The organism is Mesorhizobium sp. M0028, assembly GCF_040323855.1.
GTDB lineage: Bacteria > Pseudomonadota > Alphaproteobacteria > Rhizobiales > Rhizobiaceae > Mesorhizobium.
The window spans coordinates 308,252-325,665 of sequence record NZ_JAMYVG010000001.1 but is presented as its reverse complement, the minus strand read 5'-3'; the positions used below and the strand labels follow the sequence as shown (position 1 = coordinate 325,665).

Genomic DNA, 17,414 nt, shown 5'->3' with positions numbered 1-17,414 from the left:
GCCACAAAGCAATCGACAGTGAGCAGGAAGGGCGCTATTGCGCTTGTTTCAGACTCGGCGCATGCGAAATGCGCAAAAATCGGAAGTACTCATGCTTGGTATGTTGAGAAGCGCGGCGGGGACCTGGGTCGCGAAACTGCTGCTGTCATTGTTGGTGTTGAGCTTCGCCGTCTGGGGCATCTCGGGGCGGCTGATGGGCGGTCTTGCCGGCCATGACGCCGTGATTACGGCCGGAGGCACCAAGGTCTCGATCAACGAATACCGCCTCGCCTACGATCGCCAGCTCAGCGTAATGTCGCAGCAATTCGGCCAGCGCATCAGCCGTGAGCAGGCGACGGCGCTCGGCATCGACAACCAGGTGCTGGCGCAACTCGTCTCGGGCGCCGTCCTCGACGAGCAGGCCCGCAAGCTCGGCCTTGGCCTGTCCAAGGACCGGCTGGCCGAACTGACCCGCGAAGACCCGGCGTTCAAAGGGCCTGGCGGAACCTTCGACAGGCGAACCTTCGAGTACCTGCTCCGGCAGATCGGCATGCGGCCGGAGGACTATCTGAAAAACCGCGCCCAGGTGGCGGTCCGCCAGCAGATCGTCGAGGCGGTTTCGGATGGCCTCAAAGCCCCGGATACATTCTTCAAGGCGGTCGCGCTCTATCGCGGCGAAGATCGCACAATCGACTACCTGACCTTGCCGAAATCGCTGGTCGAACCGATAGAAGCGCCGTCCGACAGCGTGCTTTCGGCCTATTTCGGGGAGAACAAGAAAACCTACGCCGCGCCCGAATACCGTAAGTTCTCCTATGTCAGGCTCGAACCGGAAGACATCATGGATTTGAGCGCAGTGACCGATCAACAGGTCAGCGACGACTACAACAAGAACAAGGCGCGCTACACCACGCCCGAGATGCGCACCATCGAGCAGCTTGTGTTCAAGACGCCTGATGCTGCCAAGGCGGCGCTCGATTCGCTCAGGACCGGCGCGACCTTCGACAAGATCGTCGCCGCCGAAGGCAAGACGCCGGCCGACACCCTGCTCGGCACGCTGGCCAAGGACAAGATCGCCGACAAGGCGGTTGCCGATGCTGCCTTCAAGCTCAACGCCAATGAAGTCAGCCCGGTCGTACAGGGCGCCTTTGGCCCCGTTCTGCTGCGCGTCACCGAGATCAAGCCCGAAGTGGTGAAGCCGCTGGCCGAAGTGTCCGAGCAGATCCGCAAGGATCTGGCACTGGGCGAGGCAAGCCGCATCTTGCTGGACGTGCACGACAATTACGAGGATACGCGCGCCTCCGGCAGTTCGCTCGCTGAGGCAGCTGCCAAATTGAAGCTGAAGGTCGTTACCATCGACGCCATCGACCGCACCGGCCGAAGGCCGGATGAAAGCATCGTCAAAGACCTGCCGGAATCGCCGGCGCTCATCAAGGCGGTGTTCGAATCCGAACCCGGAACCGACAATGAAGGCCTCACCACCGCCGATAACGGCTTCGTCTTCTACGACGTGAGCGCGATCACGCCGGCCCGCGACCGCACGCTGGACGAAGTCCGCCAGAAGGTCGTGGCCGACTGGACCGCGGCGGAGACTACCAAACGGCTTACCGCAAAGGCACAAGAGCTCGAGAAGCGTCTCAAGGCCGGCGCCACGCTCGAGGTGATCGCCGGTGAGCTCAAGCTCGAAAAGCAGACCAAGCGCGGCGTCAAGCGCGATGCTGACGACGTCGATTTCGGCAAGGAAGGGGCCGCCGCGATGTTCGGCGTCGGCGAAGGCGGCACCGGGCTAATCCCCTCGCCCACAGGCGACGGACAGATCCTGTTCAAGGTTGCCGAGGTATTCGAGCCCGCCGGGGCCGACGCCAACTCAGTACCCCAGGACGCGCAGAAATCCTTCACCTCCGGTATGTCCGACGACCTGCTCGACCAGTTGGTGGCGCAGTTGCAGACGCAATATGACGTCCGCATCGATCAGACGGCCGTAACCCAAGCCCTGGCCAGATGAGCGCGCTGAAGATCCACATCGCCAAGGTCGCCGCCGGTAGCGCTCTTTCCTTCGAGGAGGCGCGCGAGGCCTTCGACATCATCATGTCCGGTGACGCCACCCCCGGCCAGATCGGCGGCTTCCTGATGGCATTGCGGGTGCGCGGTGAGACCGTCAGCGAGATCGCCGGCGCCGTCGCCACCATGCGCGCCAAGATGCTGCGCGTCGAAGCCCCCGAGGGCGCCATCGACATTGTCGGCACCGGCGGCGACAATTCGCACAGCGTCAACATTTCGACCGCATCCGCCTTCGTCACCGCCGGCAGCGGCGTGCCCGTCGCCAAGCACGGCAATCGCGGACTGTCCTCGCTGACCGGCGCCGCCGATGTTCTGATCGCGTTGGGCGTCAAGATCGACATCCCTCCGGAGACGATCGGCCGCTGCATCCACGAGGCCGGAGTTGGCTTCATGTTCGCGCCGGCGCACCACCCGGCGATGAAGCATGTCGGCCCGACCCGGGTCGAGCTCGGCACCCGCACCATCTTCAACCTGCTGGGTCCGCTTTCCAATCCGGCCAGTGTCAGACGGCAGATGGTCGGCGTGTTCCTGCCCGAATGGATCATGCCGGTGGCAGAAACGTTGAAGGAGCTTGGTGCCGACCATGCCTGGGTCGTCCATGGCGACGGTTATGACGAGATCACCACCACCGGCGAGACGCAGGTCGCCGAATTGGCCGGCGGCGAGATCCGCAGCTTTGTGCTGACCCCGGAAGCGGTCGGGCTGAAGCGTCACACCAAGGACGAGTTGCGCGGCGGCGACGCCGCCCACAATGCCCAGGCACTGCGCGACATGCTGGGCGGCGCCGCCGGCGCCTTTCGCGACACGGTGCTGATGAATGCCGGCGCCGGGCTGGTGGTGGCCGGCAAGGCGACGACACTTGCCGACGGCATGGTGACGGCGGCGCAGGCCATCGACAGCGGCCGCGCGCTGAAAGTGCTCGACAGGCTGGTCGAGATTTCGAACGGTTAGAACTATGTCCGACATCCTGCGCAAGATCGAGGCTTACAAGCGCGACGAGATCGCGGCGGCCAAGGCGCAAGTGCCGTTTGCCGAGATCAAGGCACGGGCAACGGACGCCGAAGCGCCGCGCGGCTTTCTTTCCGTCCTTGAAGCAAAGCGCCAATCCGGCAGGTTCGCGCTGATTGCCGAAATCAAGAAGGCTAGCCCATCCAAAGGCCTGATCCGCGCCGATTTCGATCCGCCGGCGCTGGCCAGGGCCTATGCGGAAGGCGGTGCCGCCTGTCTTTCGGTGCTGACCGACGCACCCTCTTTCCAGGGGGCGCCCGCGTTCCTCAGCGATGCGCGCGCTGCCGTCGAGTTGCCTGCCTTGCGCAAGGATTTCCTGTTCGATCCCTATCAGGTCTACGAGGCCAGGGCATGGGGCGCCGATGCCATACTGATCATCATGGCCAGCGTCGACGACGCGTTGGCAAGAGAACTCGAAGCGACAGCTTTCGGGCTCGGCATGGACGCGCTGGTCGAAGTGCATGACGAGGCTGAGATGGAACGCGCGCTGCAGCTGTCGTCGCGGCTGATCGGTATCAACAACCGCAATCTCCGGACCTTCGAAACCAGCCTCGAGACCTCGGAACGGCTGGTCGCGATGGTGCCCGCCGACCGCCTTCTGGTCAGCGAGAGCGGTATCTTTTCGCATGACGATTGCCGCCGGCTGGAGCGGAGCGGCATCGCCACTTTTCTGGTCGGTGAGAGCCTGATGCGTCAACAGGACGTGGCCGCTGCAACGCGCCTGCTTTTGACGGGCAAGGCGCCGGCAGAGGCGATCTGAGGATGGCGGCCGCCCTCACCCATCTTGGCGCGCGCGGCGAAGCCAACATGGTCGATGTCGGCGACAAGGCTGAGACGGTGCGCACGGCAGTCGCGGAGGGCTTCGTGTCGATGCGGCCCGAGACGCTGGACATGATCCTCGCCGGCGATGCCAAGAAGGGCGACGTGCTCGGTACCGCGCGTATCGCCGGCATCATGGCGGCCAAGAAGACGCATGAACTGATCCCGCTCTGCCATCCACTGCTGCTGACCAGGATATCTGTCGATATCGAGCCGGACGCAGCTTTGCCCGGCCTGAAGGTCACAGCATTGACCCGCGTCACCGGCAAAACCGGCGTTGAGATGGAGGCCCTGAGCGCCGTCTCGGTCGCTTGCCTGACCATCTACGACATGGCCAAGGCGGTCGACCGCGCCATGGTCATCTCCGGCATCAGGCTGGTTGAAAAGACCGGCGGCAAATCCGGCGACTACAAGATCACCGAAGATGGGGTCACCGAGGCAGGCCGCTGATGGCGCTGGTCCCAGTTGCTGAGGCGCTCGAGCGCCTGTTGGACGGCGCAGCTGCACTGCAGGGCGAACGCGTCGCGCTGCTGGATGCCGCCGACCGCGTGCTGGCGGAGCCGGTTGTGGCGCTCCGCACCCAGCCGCCGTTCAACGCCTCCGCCATGGACGGCTATGCCGTGCGGGCGGCTGATATCGCGTCCTTACCAGCAAAGCTTTCGGTGGTCGGCATGGCGCCGGCCGGAAGCGGCTTTGCCGGGACGGTGCAGCAGGGGCAGGCCGTCCGTATCTTCACCGGCGCGCCGCTTCCCGAAGGCGCCGACACCATCGTCATCCAGGAGAACGTCCGCGATCTCGGCCGCGGTGTCGTCGAAGTGACGGAGCCGACGGTGCAGGGGCGAAACATCCGCCGCCTCGGGCTCGATTTCGCCAAAGGCGACGTCCTGCTGCACAAAGGCCGCCTGCTCGACCCGGCGGCCTTGTCGCTGGCGGCATCGGCCAACCACCCCGAGGTCGGCGTGGTCAAAAGGCCGTTGGTCGCCATCATCGCCACCGGCGACGAATTGCTGCCGCCGGGCAGCGAGCTTGGCCCCGACCAGATCATCTCCTCCAACGCCTATGGTGTCGCCGCCGCCGCACAGTCGGTCGGTGCGCGAGTGCTCGACCTTGGCATCGCGCCGGACCGCAGGGAGGCGATCGCTGCGCTGGTGGAAAAGGCCGTGAAGGCTGGCGCGAACGTCATCGTCACGCTGGGCGGTGCCTCGGTCGGTGACCACGATTTCGTCCATGACGTGCTGACCGGGCAAGGCATGACTCTCGATTTCTGGAAGATCGCCATGCGGCCGGGCAAGCCGCTGATGTTCGGGCGGCTGGGCGACATTCGCTGCATCGGCTTGCCCGGCAATCCGGTGGCGAGCCTGGTCTGCACCCAGCTCTTCCTGAAGCCGCTGCTGGCGCGGCTCGGCGGCCGCGCCTTTCAGCAGGATATGCGTGAGGCACGGCTCGGCGCTGCCATGCCGGCCAACGATCTCAGGCAAGATTATGTGCGGGCTGTTGTCACAGACGACGCCGGTACGCTCGTGGCGACGCCGTTCGGCATCCAGGACTCCTCGATGCTGAAAATGCTGGCCGATGCCAACGGGCTGATCGTCCGTGCGCCGTTCACGCCCGCCGCGGCGGCGGGCGCCGCCTGCGACGTGCTGATGCTACGCTGAACCTGCCTCACTCCGAGATCAAGGTCCGGGTCAGCGGATGGTCTGGATCGGCCAAACTGTCGATGATGTTGAAATGATGCCGGTCAGGCTCGACCACCGAACTGGTCGCGGCACCCAGGCCGATCCAGATATTGGCCAGCAACGCGCTCTGGCGCAGGAATTCGGCGCGCTCGCCGCCGCCGGCCCAGCAGGTCAGGCGGGCCTTGTCCATCGGGCGCAGCAGCACCGGGCTTTCGGCCTGCGCCTCGGCCTCATCGATCGCCAGCGTCTCGTTCATGCCGGTGCGCATGATCGGGCGCAAATCGTGCACACCCGAGATCGATACGACATGGCGAATGCGCCGGACAATTTCGGGCGCCAGCGGCGTCGTCGTCGTAACCATCCGGCTAACAAGATGGCCACCGGCCGAGTGTCCGGTCAGCATCAGCGGCCCTGCGACCATCCCCGCCGCCTTGCCGATCGCCGCGCCGACTTCCTTGACGATGCCGCCAATGCGCATCTGCGGACAGAGCGTGTAGGACGGCATCGCCACGGCATAGCCGCGATCAACAGCGCCAGCGGCAAGATGCGACCAGAAACTCTTGTCGAATGCCATCCAGTAGCCGCCATGGACGAACACCACGAGCCCCTTGGGCTTGGTGGCCGGCAGGAAAAGATCGAGCCGGTTGCGTGGGCCATCGCCATAGGCCATGTCGAGCCGCGCCCGGCCCTCGGTCGAAAGCACGTCGCGAAAAACCCGCGCGGGCTCGACCCAGGCCGCCGGCCAGCGATCGCTGCCGGCTATGTTGGCGCCGTTGGCATAGGCGTTGTCCCAATCGGCAATGTGACGTTCGAACACCCTGCGCCCTCCCCTGGCAATATGGCCTTGCAACGAGCGTGAGCATCGCGCGGCGCGTCGTCGCCAGCCTCACGATTCCAGCTCTCGCATCAATCTCAAGTGACAGCCGCCTTGATGGCGAAGCGCGCATCCTTCCACGCACCGGTGCGCAGGATGTCCTCAAGCACTTCGACGGCTTGCCAGACATCGGCATAGCCGACATAGAGCGGGGTGAAGCCGAAGCGCATGGTCGATGGCGCGCGAAAATCGCCGATCACGCCACGTTCGATCAGCGCGCGCATGATCTGGTAGCCATGCTCGTGCATGAATGAAATCTGGCTGCCGCGTTTTTCCCCGTCGCGCGTGCTTTCGAGCGTTAGCCCGTAAGTGCCGCACTTTGCCTCGACAAGCTCGATGAACAGATCGGCCAGCGCGATGCTCTTCTTGCGCACCGCCGTCATGTCGACATCGTTCCAGATGTCGAGCGCGCCCTTCAGCGTGCGCATAGACAGGACCGGCTGGGTGCCGCACAGAAACCGGCGGATGCCGGTGCCGGCCGCATAGCCTGGCTCGAAGGCGAAGGGCCGTGCATGGCCCCACCAGCCGGTGAGCGGCTGCTGGATGTCGGCAAGATGCCGCTCAGCCGCATAGATGAAGGCAGGCGCGCCCGGTCCGCCATTCAGATATTTGTAGGTGCAGCCAACGGCAAAATCGGCGTTCGCCGTGTCGAGCTCGACTGGCATCGCACCGGCGGTGTGGCAGAGATCCCAGACGATCATCGCCCCGGCTTCCTGGGCCCTGCGCGTCAGCGCCGGCATGTCGCGCAGTTCGCCCGACTTGTAGTTGACGTGGTTGACCAGCACCACGGCGGTGCGTTCGTCGATCAGCTCTTCGATGCTCGGCGCGTCGACCCCCGAGAGGCGCAGCAGCGTATCTTTTCGCGTCGAAACCACACCCTCAGCCATGTAGAGGTCTGTCGGAAAACTGTCGCCCTCGGCGACGATGACCTGCCGCTCCGGCCGCATGGCCATGGCGGCGTGCAGCAGCTTGTAGATGTTGACCGATGTCGTGTCGCAGACCACCGTCTGGCCGGCCGCGGCACCGATCAGGCGCCCGAGCTGGTCGCCAAGTTCGAGCGGCATGTTGAACCAGCCGGCCGTGTTCCAGGCGCGGATGAGATCATGCGCCCATTCTTCGGTCACTGCCTTGCTCAATTCATCGAAAGCGGCACGCGAAGCGGCCCCTAGCGAATTGCCGTCGAGATAGATCACTCCTTGCGGCAGCACAAAGCGGTCGCGCATCGCGCGCAGCGGATCTGCAGCATCCATCGCCCTTATGGCCACGAGATCGGGAATTCCTGTCATGATTTGTCTGCTCCCCAAGATTCACCGCAACGCCGGACACGCATCGACGGCATCCATCGGTCACGAGCGGTTCTCCATTACCTGGTATCGCGCAGCAAGGCTCCACCGGCGACAAGTTGCCTGACCATGCGGTGGAAACCAGGAGCCAAGCCAACCCAAGGTTGGCGTTTTGAGTTCGTTTCGTTCACGGTGCATTGACCAAACCGCACAGTCGATACGGCTTCAATTCCGTGCCCCTTTGCCGGCTGACGGCCGATACCAGTGCCGCCTTCTGGAAACCCAGAGGCCGCAAACGAAAGCAGAATCAAGGCGATGAGGCCCGCGGCGGTGAAAATGCAGCGTCCCGGTTTGGCGAGTGGTATCGTTACCCGAGCCCTAACACATTCATTAAACTTTAAACAGTTGCGGAACACAACTGGAACAGATAGTGTTTGTTCTGGGTTTGTTTTTCTGATTCTGTTGGGGGTCGCTATGCTGACACGCAAACAACACGAACTGCTTATGTTCATCCACGAAAGGCTGAAGGAAAGCGGTATCCCGCCCTCCTTCGACGAGATGAAGGAAGCGCTCGACCTGGCTTCCAAATCGGGAATCCACCGGCTGATTACGGCGCTGGAGGAGCGCGGCTTCATTCGCCGTTTGCCCAACAGGGCCCGTGCGCTGGAGGTGCTGCGCCTGCCCGATTCGATCGCCCCCGGCCTCAATGCGGCACGCAAGTTCTCGCCGAGTGTCATCCAGGGCAGTCTTGGGCAAGGTCCTCGGCAAGGCAAGCCGACATCGTCGCGCGTCCCTGCAGCCGGCAATGACGACGATGTCGTCGCCGCCGTGTCTATCCCGGTGATGGGCCGCATCGCCGCCGGTGTGCCGATCGATGCCATCCAGCACCAGACGCATTCGATCTCGGTGCCGCCGGACATGATCATGGGCGGCGAGCATTATGCGCTCGAGGTCAAAGGCGATTCGATGATCGAGGCTGGCATTTTCGACGGCGACACGGTGATCATCCGCAATGCCGATACGGCGAGCCCCGGTGAGATCGTGGTGGCACTGGTCGACGAGGAAGAAGCGACGCTGAAGCGGTTCCGCCGCAAGGGCGCCTCGATCGCCCTGGAAGCCGCCAATCCGGCCTACGAGACGCGCATCTTCGGACCAGACAGGGTCAAGGTGCAGGGCAAGCTCGTTGGGCTGATCCGCCGCTACTGAGCTGCGCCCTTGGCGCCGGCTTTTGGCTTGTCGGCTCTGCGGTATGGCGGCATGCCCCGCGCCGCGCGGGAAAATTTCCGCTGCACGTGCCAGGGCCGGTATGATTTTTCGACGGCGAAGCGGATTTCGGCGCGTGTTGCCGCTTGTGGATCGAAATAGACGGCCGCACTTCCCGCGCGCGCCAGTTGCCGTTTGGTGACGACGAGGACCAGCCGGTCGTAGTAGCAGGGATTATGGGCGGTGGCGTCGTCGATGACGATCAAGCTGGCAAAGGCGCAGGCTGGCCGTGCAGTATCGCGGTCATTGGCTAGCGCGATGATCGCGCCGGATGGATGCCTGGCAAGGCAGAGACCGTCCGTGCAAATGAACGGCATGCCCGGCGGTAAGTCGGCCGGATCGGCAATGTCGAATTGCGGATCGTTCTTTCCAGGTGTTTCCGGCGCGACGATAGCCTCTGATGTGAGCGCGCGTTTCCAGTTGTCGATGGTGAACTCATTCGGGCGTGCCCGGTTGACCGCGAGTTCACCGCTGCCGATCGGCAGCGCGACGAGCCGTGCGTCCTCCGAGATCAATACATCGGGTACGCGCGTCTGCGTTGTCGTTAGCAAGCCGGCGAGCGCAAAAGGAAGGGCCACGAGCCGCAACCAGGTCGTCGCCATGCTGGCAATGACGAGGGCGATCGTCACCAAAAGGACAGATCTCAGCGAAATCAGCCCGACCGCATCGATCGGCGAGCGCTCGGAGATCCACCCGGACAGGGCGATCATCGCCGTCAGCCCCTTGCCCATCACGTAGAGGAAAGGCCCATCCGCGCCGAACGGCATCGCCAGCGCACTGAGGACGGCGAAGGGCATGACGACCAGTGAGATGATAGGCATGATGGCCAGATTGGCGAACAGGCTGAGCGGCGCCACGCGCTGGAAATGCCATATGGCGAAAAGCGCCGTGGCGCTCCCTGCAATGATCGAGGTCATCGCCAGGCCGCCCATGCCCAGCAGTACCTTTCTAGTGGCAAAGCGTAGCGGCGACCGCCGGGGCGGCGGCGTGGTGGCCCCGCCGGCGCGGTAATCGGACCAGCCTGCATAGGCGCCGACAAGGGCCGCCGTCGCGGCGAAGGACATCTGGAAGCTCGGACCGACCACCTCGTGCGGCGACACCAGAATGACCGCGATGGCCGAGATCGCCAGGTTGCGCATGGTGAGCGCGGCCCGGTCGAACAGCACGGCGATAAGCATCACCGCCAGCATGATGAAGCTGCGTTCGGCCGCCACCACAATGCCGGAAAAGACGAGGTAGGCCGCAATCGAAAAAAGCGCGGCGGCCGCGGCATATTTCTTGACCGGCCGTCGCGATGAGAAATCGGGAAACAACGCAAAGGTGCCGCGTAGCAGCGCCATGATGGTGCCGGCGACCAACGCCATATGCAGCCCCGAGATGGAGATGATGTGGTAGATGCCGGTACGCCGCATCGCTTCGTTGATCTCCTCGGGAATGCCGGCGCGCACGCCGACGATCAGCGCAGCAGCAATCTCGCCCTCGGCGCCGCCGATGCGGCTGCGGATATGGTCGGCGATGGATTCGCGCGCGTCTTCGATCGCGGAAGAAAGCCGCGCGGCAAACGGCATGCTGCCCGACGACACGACTTTCGGATTGCCGAGAAAAAAGCCGCTGCCGCCGATACCGGCAAAATAGCTGTCGAAGGAGAAATCATAGCTGTCGGGCCGCACCGGCCCGGTCGGCGGCAGCAGCCGCACATAGCCGGCGATCTCGGAACCGGCGGTCAGCTCAGCCGGTATTTTCATCGCCGAAACGCGGACCCGTTCCGGCATGTAGCGCAGTGTCGGCCTGGCGGTTGAGATCACATCGATCGTCAGCCTGATGCGGCCGCTCGCCATGGGCTCGAACGATACGACGCGACCCGTAAGGCGCGTCGAGATTTCGGAACCGAGCATATGCGTTCCGACACGCCAGGTCTCGACCTTGGCGGCAAGCACGCCAAGCGCGCAGAGCAACGCCGCCATGAAGCACAGGCGGGTTCTGGGCCACGACCGCGAGGCGACGGCACAGAGGGCTGCCAAGGCGACGATTGCGATCGGCTGTGGAAAGGCCGGCTCCACCGCCAGCGCAAAATATACGATCACCCCGCATGCGAGGAACACCGGCACCAGCAGGAAGGCGACCCCACGGTCGAGCTCCAGGCCGACCGCCGAGGTTACGCCGTTGCGGATACGGGACGGTGACGGGAGGCGGAAACGCCGGCGTAGGCGCACGATGGGCTCGGCCGCGGGCACGAGAACCGTTGCTGGGTCGCTCGCCGGCAGCGACGGGGCATCAAAGCGTGGAACCGGCAGCAATGCCGGTGCCGGCAGGACAGGCACGGGCGCGGCAAACAGCAAGCGTTCGCTGACGCCGCTGCCAACGTCCTCGCCCTCGCCCGCACCACGGCCTCGCACAGCCATCGGGTCTGCCCCTTGCGCCCTCGACCTCCTATGCTACATGAACGCGCAACGCGCGAAAGTCCGCAAACCCACTTCCTTCGCCTGCCTGAGAGTTCCATGCCCGACAAGGTCGTCACCCGTTTTGCCCCCTCGCCCACCGGCTATCTGCATATTGGCGGGGCGCGCACGGCGCTGTTCAACTGGCTGTATGCCAAGCACACAGCCGGCACGATGCTGCTGCGCATCGAGGACACCGACCGCGAGCGTTCCACCGATGCGGCAACCGCGGCCATCCTCGACGGGCTTTCCTGGCTTGGCCTGACATGGGACGGTGAGCCGGTGTCGCAGTTCGAGCGTGCGCCGCGCCATCGCGAGGTGGCCGAGGAACTCGTTCGCATGGGCAAGGCCTATTATTGTTACGCGACGCCTGCCGAGTTGGAGGCAATGCGCGAGAGCGCACGAGCCAAGGGGCTGCCTCCCCGCTATGACGGCCGCTGGCGCGACCGCGACCCCTCCGAGGCGCCGGCCGGCGCCAAGGGGGCGATCCGCATCAAGGCGCCGACAGACGGCGAGACGGTTGTGCATGACCGCGTCCAGGGCGACGTGCGCTTTCCCAACAAGGATCTCGACGATTTCATTATTCTGCGCTCGGACGGCAACCCGACCTACATGCATGCCGTCGTCGTCGACGATCACGACATGGGCGTCACCCACATCATCCGCGGCGACGACCATTTGACCAACGCCGCCCGCCAGACGGTGATCTACCATGCCATGGGGTGGGAGGTGCCGTCGATGTCGCATATCCCGCTGATCCACGGTGCCGACGGCGCCAAGCTGTCGAAACGGCACGGTGCGCTCGGCGTCGAGGCCTATCGCGCCATGGGCTACCTGCCGGAGGCGCTGCTCAATTATCTGGCGAGGCTTGGCTGGAGCCACGGCGACGATGAGATCATGTCGATCGCCAACATGATCGCATGGTTCGACATTGGCGACGTCAACAAGGGCGCCGCCCGTTTCGACTTCGCCAAGCTCGAGGCGCTGAACGGCGTGCACATGCGCCGCATGAACGACGCGGCGCTGCTCGACATCTTCATCGCCACTCTGCCCTATCTCGACGGCGGTCCGGCGATCGCAGCTAGCCTCGACGACAGACGCAAGGCGCAATTGCTTGCCGCTTTGCCAGGCCTGAAGGAGCGCGCCAAGACGCTGGTCGAACTTGTTGAAGGGGCTGCATTCCTGTTCGTCGAGCGGCCGATGCCGGTCGACGAGAAGGCGGCGGCGCTGCTCAGCGGTGAGGCGCGCGCGATCCTGCGGGGCGCTCATGCGGCACTGGCCACGATTTCGGACTGGTCTGCCGCCTCGGCGGAAGCCGCGATCCGCGACTATGCGCAGGCCGGCGGCCACAAACTCGGCGCCGTGGCCCAACCTCTGCGCGCCGCGCTCACCGGCAAAAGCACCTCGCCCGGCGTCTTCGATGTGCTGGCCGTGCTTGGCCGCGAGGAAGGCCTGGCGCGGATTGCCGATCAAATCGATTAGGAAACTGGCCCAAGAAGATTGGCATTGAAAGGTGTGTTTCGCAGTGCAACATTGGGTCTTGGCCTAATCTGGCGCGCAGATTCAATTGCGGGCGCAAATGTGCGTATTCCGATGCTTTTGACGTGTTGGGTTCAATGTTTTGCCGTTGCCGGCCTGAGGAAACAAAAAGGAGTTTGCTATGACCGAACCTGCGACAAAGATGGAATTTGGCGGCAAAACCCAGGCGTCGACGGCAAAACTGGAACTCGACGGCAAAACCCATGAATTCAAGATACGAAGTGGTTCGGTAGGACCTGATGTCATCGACATCGGTTCGCTCTACAGCACCACCGGCGTATTTACCTACGATCCCGGTTTTACGTCGACGGCGAGCTGCGAATCGGAAATCACCTTCATCGATGGCGATGCCGGTATTCTCTTGCACCGCGGCTACCCGATCGACCAGCTGGCCGAGCACGGCGACTTCCTCGAAGTCTGCTATCTCTTGCTCTACGGAGAACTACCGACCAAGGCGCAGAAGGACGATTTCGACTACCGGGTGACGCGCCACACCATGGTGCATGAGCAGATGTCGCGCTTCTTCACCGGCTTCCGCCGCGATGCGCATCCGATGGCGGTGATGTGCGGCGTGGTCGGCGCGCTGTCGGCCTTCTATCACGATTCCACCGATATCTCGGACCCTTATCAGCGCATGGTCGCCTCGATGCGGCTGATCGCCAAGATGCCGACGATCGCGGCGATGGCGTATAAATACCACATCGGCCAGCCGTTCATTTATCCGAAGAACGAACTGAATTTCGCAGCCAACTTCCTGCATATGTGCTTCGCCGTGCCTTGCGAGGAATACAAGATCAATCCGGTGCTGGCGCGCGCGATGGAGCGCATCTTCATCCTGCACGCCGACCACGAGCAGAACGCCTCGACCTCGACCGTCCGCCTCGCCGGCTCGTCGGGCGCCAATCCCTTTGCCTGTATCGCTGCCGGCATCGCCTGCCTGTGGGGTCCTGCACATGGCGGAGCCAACGAGGCAGCCCTGAACATGTTGGGCGAGATCGGCCATGTCGATCACATCCCGGAATTCATTGCGCGCGCCAAGGATAAGAACGATCCGTTCCGATTGATGGGCTTTGGCCACCGCGTTTATAAGAACTACGATCCGCGCGCCAAGATCATGCAGAAGACCGCGCACGAAGTCCTGGGCGAGCTCGGCATCAAGGACGATCCGCTGCTCGACATCGCCATGGAGCTGGAAAAGATCGCGCTGACCGATTCCTATTTCATCGAGAAGAAGCTCTACCCCAACGTCGATTTCTATTCCGGCATCACGCTGAAGGCGCTGGGCTTCCCCACTACCATGTTCACCGTGCTGTTCGCGGTTGCCCGCACCGTCGGCTGGATCGCGCAGTGGAAAGAGATGATCGAGGACCCGCACCAGAAGATCGGCCGTCCGCGCCAGCTTTATACCGGTGCGCCGGAACGGGATTACGTGCCGATCGCGAAGCGGTGAAGGTAGCGAGTAGCGAGTAGCGAGTAGCGAGTAGCGAGTAGCGAGTAGCGAGTAGCGAGTAGTAGCTGAAGCAGCTTGGCTGTTACGGCCAGCACCATTTCCTATTCGCTACTCACTACTCGCTCACTTCCTCACCATGCCCATCACCACCCCCGCCGCCATCTCGCCTGACGGCTTGTCGGTTGCCATACGCCCGGCGATGTCGGCAAAACCGTCCTTCTGCCAGGCGCGGTAGGCGGTATCGGAGAATAGCGCCTCCAGCTGGCGCGCCAGATAATGCGGACGCACATATTGGTTGTAGTGTTCCGGCACGACCGGCCGGTCGGCGATGAGATTGGGCAAGGCTGCGCTCCAAACTTTGATCAGTCCCTGCGCCATGCGCATGACCGGATCGAGCCGGTAGCAGGAGATCATCGGCACGCCCGCCAGTGCCAGTTCCAGCGATACCGTCCCCGACGCGATCAGCGCCGCATCGGCCTTGCCGAAGGTCTGCCATTTGCGTTCGGCATCAAGGATGATCTCCGGCTTCTCGTTCCAGCTCGCGACCGAGGTCCTGACCAGGTCGGCGACGTGCGGCACCGTCGGCAACAGCAAGCGCAAGCGGTGCCCGCGCGCCCGCAGGATCGATACCGTTTCGCCGAACGGCCCGACCAGGCGCCGCACCTCGCCGCGACGCGAACCGGGCAATACAAGCAACGTTTTCACACGGTCGGCGGAGAGGTCACGCGGCTGCGCCTGCGCCCTGGCGGCACTGACTATGCCCGGATCGTGTGCAAGGCGATGCCCGACATAGGTGCCGGGCGGCCCGCCCAGGCGAGCGAGTTCCTTCACCTCGAACGGCAGGATACAAAGAATGTGATCGACATATGGCTTCATCGCCGCCGCCCTGCCCGGCCGCCAAGCCCATACGCTCGGGCAGACATAGTGGACGATCGGGATCGTCGGATCGGCGGCGCGCACCTTCTTGGCGACGCGCAGCGAGAAATCCGGACTGTCGATGGTGATAAGGCAGTCGGGCTTTTCATCGACAATCGCGTTTGCCGTCTGGCCGATCCGCCGCATCAGGCGCGGCAGGTCGCGCAGGATAGCGCTAAGCCCCATCAGCGCGATCTCGCTGCCGTCGAACAATGGCGCCAAACCGAGCGCCTGCAAATGGCGGCCGCCGATGCCTACGAGCCGAACTTCGCGCCCGGTCATGCGCTTTAACGCCTGCACGAGGTCGGCGCCAAGCAGGTCGCCGGACTCCTCGCCGGCGACGACGGCTATCTTCAACGGCTGCTCATTCGCCATGCGCCGGCTCCGCAGCAGGCAGGCCGATCACGAACAGGCCGAGTGCATTGGCACGCCCGATGGTGGCAGGACCTTCGAGCACCAGCGAGCGGCCGGCTTCGACGGCAATGCCGGCCAGTCCGGCGGCATGCGCCGCCTCGACGGTCAGCGGGCCAATGGAGGGCAGATCGGCACGCAGTTCCTGACCGGGCTTGGCGCATTTGACCAAAACACCACGGCTCCTGCCAGCCAGCCTGCCGTGCCCGCGCAATTGTTTTGTCCGCTCGAGCAGCCCGTCTGTGCCCTCGACGCCTTCCAGCGCGATGGCGCGGCCACCAACCGCAACAGCCGCCTGGCCAATATCCAGCGCGCCGATAGCTTTTGCTGCAGCGTGCGCCGCCTCGATGTCGCGCCAGTCGGATTTGCGTGGCGCCATCTTGGTCAGCGGGCCTTCAGCGGCGACCAGTTCCGGCACGATCTCGTGAGCGCCGACAACCTTGATGCCGCTGCGCTCGATCCTGCGCACGAACAGTTTCAGCACCGTATCGTCCCCCCGGGTTACACCGACGAGAAGGCTGGGTAGCCAGGCGAGCAGGCCCAAATTGAGGCGCATGGCGCTCAGCCTGGGGCGGCGCGTAATATGTCCCGCGGTCACCAGATGCGTAACGTGATGCCGCTTGAGCATCGGCAGCAGCGAGCCGACGTCCTCCAGCCTCAAGCTTGCCTGCTCATAGGGCTCGAAATCGACTATGCGGTCGACCTCGCCCGCCGCCATGACGACGAAGGGAGGTTTGCCTTGCCGGGCGAGCGCTCGGGCAATTTCGACCGGGAGACTGCCGCCGCCGGCGATGATGCCGACCTTGGCATCTGGCGCGAGATCAAGGCCCTTTCCGGCAGCCTCAATCTTCGTCATCTGCCCTCAGTCTTCATCATCGGTATCGTCGCCGTCGCCACCTTTGAGCGACGGCACGGCATAGTGCCGCTTGCCGCGGCCAGCGATGAAATCGACGATCTTCATGGCCGTCGGCGACGAGGCGAATTCCGCCTTGGCGAACTCGATGTTTTCGCCGACGGTCCGAGAGCGATCGAAGATCGTGTTGTAGGCTTTGCGCAGCAAGTGGATCTCGGAACGCGGCAGGCCGGCGCGCTTCAGGCCAATGATGTTGAGGCCGCGAAGGCTGGCACGGTTGCCAACGGCGATGGCGTAGGGAATGACGTCGCCGACGATCGCCGAGCAACCGCCGAGAAAGGCGTTATCGCCGATGCGGACAAACTGATGAACCGCGGTAAGGCCGCCGATGTAGACATTGTCACCGACTTCGCAATGCCCGCCTAACGTCGCTTGATTGGCGAAGGTGGCGTTCCTGCCGACCACGCAGTCATGTGCAATGTGGGCATAGGCGAGGAAATTGCCGTTGTCGCCGATCGTCGTTTCGCCGCGGCTGGAATCGGTGCCGAGATGCATGGTGACGCCTTCGCGGATCGCGCAGTTCTCGCCGATCACCAGCGTGGTACGGCCGCCCTTGTGCTTGGTGTTCTGCGGCGGCCCGCCCAGTATCGCCATCGGATAGACCTTGGTCGATGCACCGATGGTGGTCGCGCCCATCACCGACACATGGCTGACCAGTTCGACACGGTCGCCGATCACGGCGTCGGGGCCGACGTAGCAGAAGGGTCCGATGCGGGCGCCTTCGCCGATTTGGGCGCCTGCCTCGATGACCGACGATGGATGGATGACTGTCTGGATTTTCATTA

General features: G+C 63.9%; 14 protein-coding genes. 8 read left to right on the top strand and 6 right to left on the bottom strand.

The features are described 5' to 3' along the window. Positions 1 to 91: 91 nt before the first annotated feature. Genes NKJ93_RS01595 through NKJ93_RS01575 form a run of 5 tightly spaced genes read left to right on the top strand, consistent with a single transcriptional unit; the run spans position 92 to position 5,522 of the window. Complete coding sequence (locus tag NKJ93_RS01595; protein ID WP_023717709.1) at positions 92 to 1,984, top strand: SurA N-terminal domain-containing protein; 1,893 nt, start codon at positions 92 to 94, stop codon at positions 1,982 to 1,984. Beyond that, a complete protein-coding gene (gene trpD, locus NKJ93_RS01590) occupies positions 1,981 to 2,991 on the top strand; it encodes an anthranilate phosphoribosyltransferase (protein WP_023717710.1) in 1,011 nt (336 codons plus the stop codon). Before NKJ93_RS01595 ends, trpD begins: the two co-directional genes overlap by 4 nt. A 4-nt stretch (positions 2,992 to 2,995) precedes the next feature. Beyond that, on the top strand, positions 2,996 to 3,808 hold the full coding sequence (gene trpC, locus NKJ93_RS01585) for an indole-3-glycerol phosphate synthase TrpC (protein ID WP_023717711.1): 813 nt from the start codon (positions 2,996 to 2,998) through the stop codon (positions 3,806 to 3,808). Positions 3,809 to 3,810: 2 nt separating this feature from the next. Continuing rightward, complete coding sequence (gene moaC, locus NKJ93_RS01580; protein WP_023717712.1) at positions 3,811 to 4,317, top strand: cyclic pyranopterin monophosphate synthase MoaC; 507 nt, start codon at positions 3,811 to 3,813, stop codon at positions 4,315 to 4,317. Beyond that, a complete protein-coding gene (locus NKJ93_RS01575; protein ID WP_352587164.1) occupies positions 4,317 to 5,522 on the top strand; it encodes a molybdopterin molybdotransferase MoeA in 1,206 nt (401 codons plus the stop codon). The genes moaC and NKJ93_RS01575 overlap by 1 nt, the downstream gene beginning before the upstream one ends. 7 nt (positions 5,523 to 5,529) lie before the next feature. Here the strand turns inward: NKJ93_RS01575 and NKJ93_RS01570 are convergent, their stop codons facing one another. Then, a complete protein-coding gene (locus NKJ93_RS01570) occupies positions 5,530 to 6,360 on the bottom strand; it encodes a hormone-sensitive lipase (RefSeq protein ID WP_352587161.1) in 831 nt (276 codons plus the stop codon). A gap of 95 nt (positions 6,361 to 6,455) precedes the next feature. Continuing rightward, the gene (gene kynU / locus NKJ93_RS01565; RefSeq protein ID WP_023717715.1) at positions 6,456 to 7,703 is read right to left on the bottom strand and encodes a kynureninase; all 1,248 of its coding nucleotides are present in this window, start codon (positions 7,701 to 7,703) and stop codon (positions 6,456 to 6,458) included. 471 nt (positions 7,704 to 8,174) lie between these two features. Between kynU and lexA the strand changes: the two genes are divergently transcribed. After that, on the top strand, positions 8,175 to 8,906 hold the full coding sequence (gene lexA / locus NKJ93_RS01560; protein WP_084642503.1) for a transcriptional repressor LexA: 732 nt from the start codon (positions 8,175 to 8,177) through the stop codon (positions 8,904 to 8,906). Here the strand turns inward: lexA and NKJ93_RS01555 are convergent. After that, positions 8,900 to 11,365 carry a ComEC/Rec2 family competence protein gene (locus NKJ93_RS01555; protein WP_352587158.1) on the bottom strand — a complete coding sequence of 822 codons (2,466 nt, stop codon included), beginning with the start codon at positions 11,363 to 11,365 and terminating at the stop codon, positions 8,900 to 8,902. The two genes, lexA and NKJ93_RS01555, sit on opposite strands and share 7 nt — an antisense overlap. A gap of 96 nt (positions 11,366 to 11,461) precedes the next feature. Here NKJ93_RS01555 and gltX point away from each other — a divergent pair, with 96 nt between their 5' ends. Together gltX and gltA are read left to right on the top strand one after the other, a co-directional pair. Continuing rightward, on the top strand, positions 11,462 to 12,883 hold the full coding sequence (gene gltX / locus NKJ93_RS01550) for a glutamate--tRNA ligase (RefSeq protein WP_023717717.1): 1,422 nt from the start codon (positions 11,462 to 11,464) through the stop codon (positions 12,881 to 12,883). A gap of 178 nt (positions 12,884 to 13,061) precedes the next feature. Then, entirely contained in the window at positions 13,062 to 14,390 is a 1,329-nt protein-coding gene (gene gltA, locus NKJ93_RS01545) for a citrate synthase (protein WP_023717718.1), read from the top strand. A 123-nt stretch (positions 14,391 to 14,513) separates the two neighbouring features. Here gltA and lpxB read toward each other — a convergent pair whose 3' ends face one another. Genes lpxB through lpxA form a run of 3 tightly spaced genes read right to left on the bottom strand, consistent with a single transcriptional unit; the run spans position 14,514 to position 17,412 of the window. Further along, positions 14,514 to 15,680: a lipid-A-disaccharide synthase gene (gene lpxB, locus NKJ93_RS01540; protein WP_023717719.1), complete on the bottom strand. Its 1,167-nt coding sequence runs from the start codon at positions 15,678 to 15,680 to the stop codon at positions 14,514 to 14,516. Then, on the bottom strand, positions 15,670 to 16,572 hold the full coding sequence (locus tag NKJ93_RS01535) for an LpxI family protein (protein WP_023717720.1): 903 nt from the start codon (positions 16,570 to 16,572) through the stop codon (positions 15,670 to 15,672). Before NKJ93_RS01535 ends, lpxB begins: the two co-directional genes overlap by 11 nt. A 6-nt stretch (positions 16,573 to 16,578) precedes the next feature. Continuing rightward, positions 16,579 to 17,412 carry an acyl-ACP--UDP-N-acetylglucosamine O-acyltransferase gene (gene lpxA / locus NKJ93_RS01530; protein ID WP_023717721.1) on the bottom strand — a complete coding sequence of 278 codons (834 nt, stop codon included), beginning with the start codon at positions 17,410 to 17,412 and terminating at the stop codon, positions 16,579 to 16,581. Positions 17,413 to 17,414: the final 2 nt, after the last annotated feature.

Excerpts from the sequence above, each read along its gene's own strand:
- lexA (WP_084642503.1), top strand. The coding sequence starts at position 8,175 with ATGCTGACACGCAAACAACACGAACTGCTTATGTTCATCCACGAAAGG.
- trpD (WP_023717710.1), top strand. The coding sequence starts at position 1,981 with ATGAGCGCGCTGAAGATCCACATCGCCAAGGTCGCCGCCGGTAGCGCT.
- NKJ93_RS01595 (WP_023717709.1), top strand. The coding sequence starts at position 92 with ATGCTTGGTATGTTGAGAAGCGCGGCGGGGACCTGGGTCGCGAAACTG.
- NKJ93_RS01555 (WP_352587158.1), bottom strand. The coding sequence starts at position 11,365 with ATGGCTGTGCGAGGCCGTGGTGCGGGCGAGGGCGAGGACGTTGGCAGC.
- moaC (WP_023717712.1), top strand. The coding sequence starts at position 3,811 with ATGGCGGCCGCCCTCACCCATCTTGGCGCGCGCGGCGAAGCCAACATG.
- kynU (WP_023717715.1), bottom strand. The coding sequence starts at position 7,703 with ATGACAGGAATTCCCGATCTCGTGGCCATAAGGGCGATGGATGCTGCA.
- gltX (WP_023717717.1), top strand. The coding sequence starts at position 11,462 with ATGCCCGACAAGGTCGTCACCCGTTTTGCCCCCTCGCCCACCGGCTAT.
- lpxA (WP_023717721.1), bottom strand. The coding sequence starts at position 17,412 with ATGAAAATCCAGACAGTCATCCATCCATCGTCGGTCATCGAGGCAGGC.
- NKJ93_RS01575 (WP_352587164.1), top strand. The coding sequence starts at position 4,317 with ATGGCGCTGGTCCCAGTTGCTGAGGCGCTCGAGCGCCTGTTGGACGGC.
- trpC (WP_023717711.1), top strand. The coding sequence starts at position 2,996 with ATGTCCGACATCCTGCGCAAGATCGAGGCTTACAAGCGCGACGAGATC.
- NKJ93_RS01535 (WP_023717720.1), bottom strand. The coding sequence starts at position 16,572 with ATGACGAAGATTGAGGCTGCCGGAAAGGGCCTTGATCTCGCGCCAGAT.
- gltA (WP_023717718.1), top strand. The coding sequence starts at position 13,062 with ATGACCGAACCTGCGACAAAGATGGAATTTGGCGGCAAAACCCAGGCG.
- lpxB (WP_023717719.1), bottom strand. The coding sequence starts at position 15,680 with ATGGCGAATGAGCAGCCGTTGAAGATAGCCGTCGTCGCCGGCGAGGAG.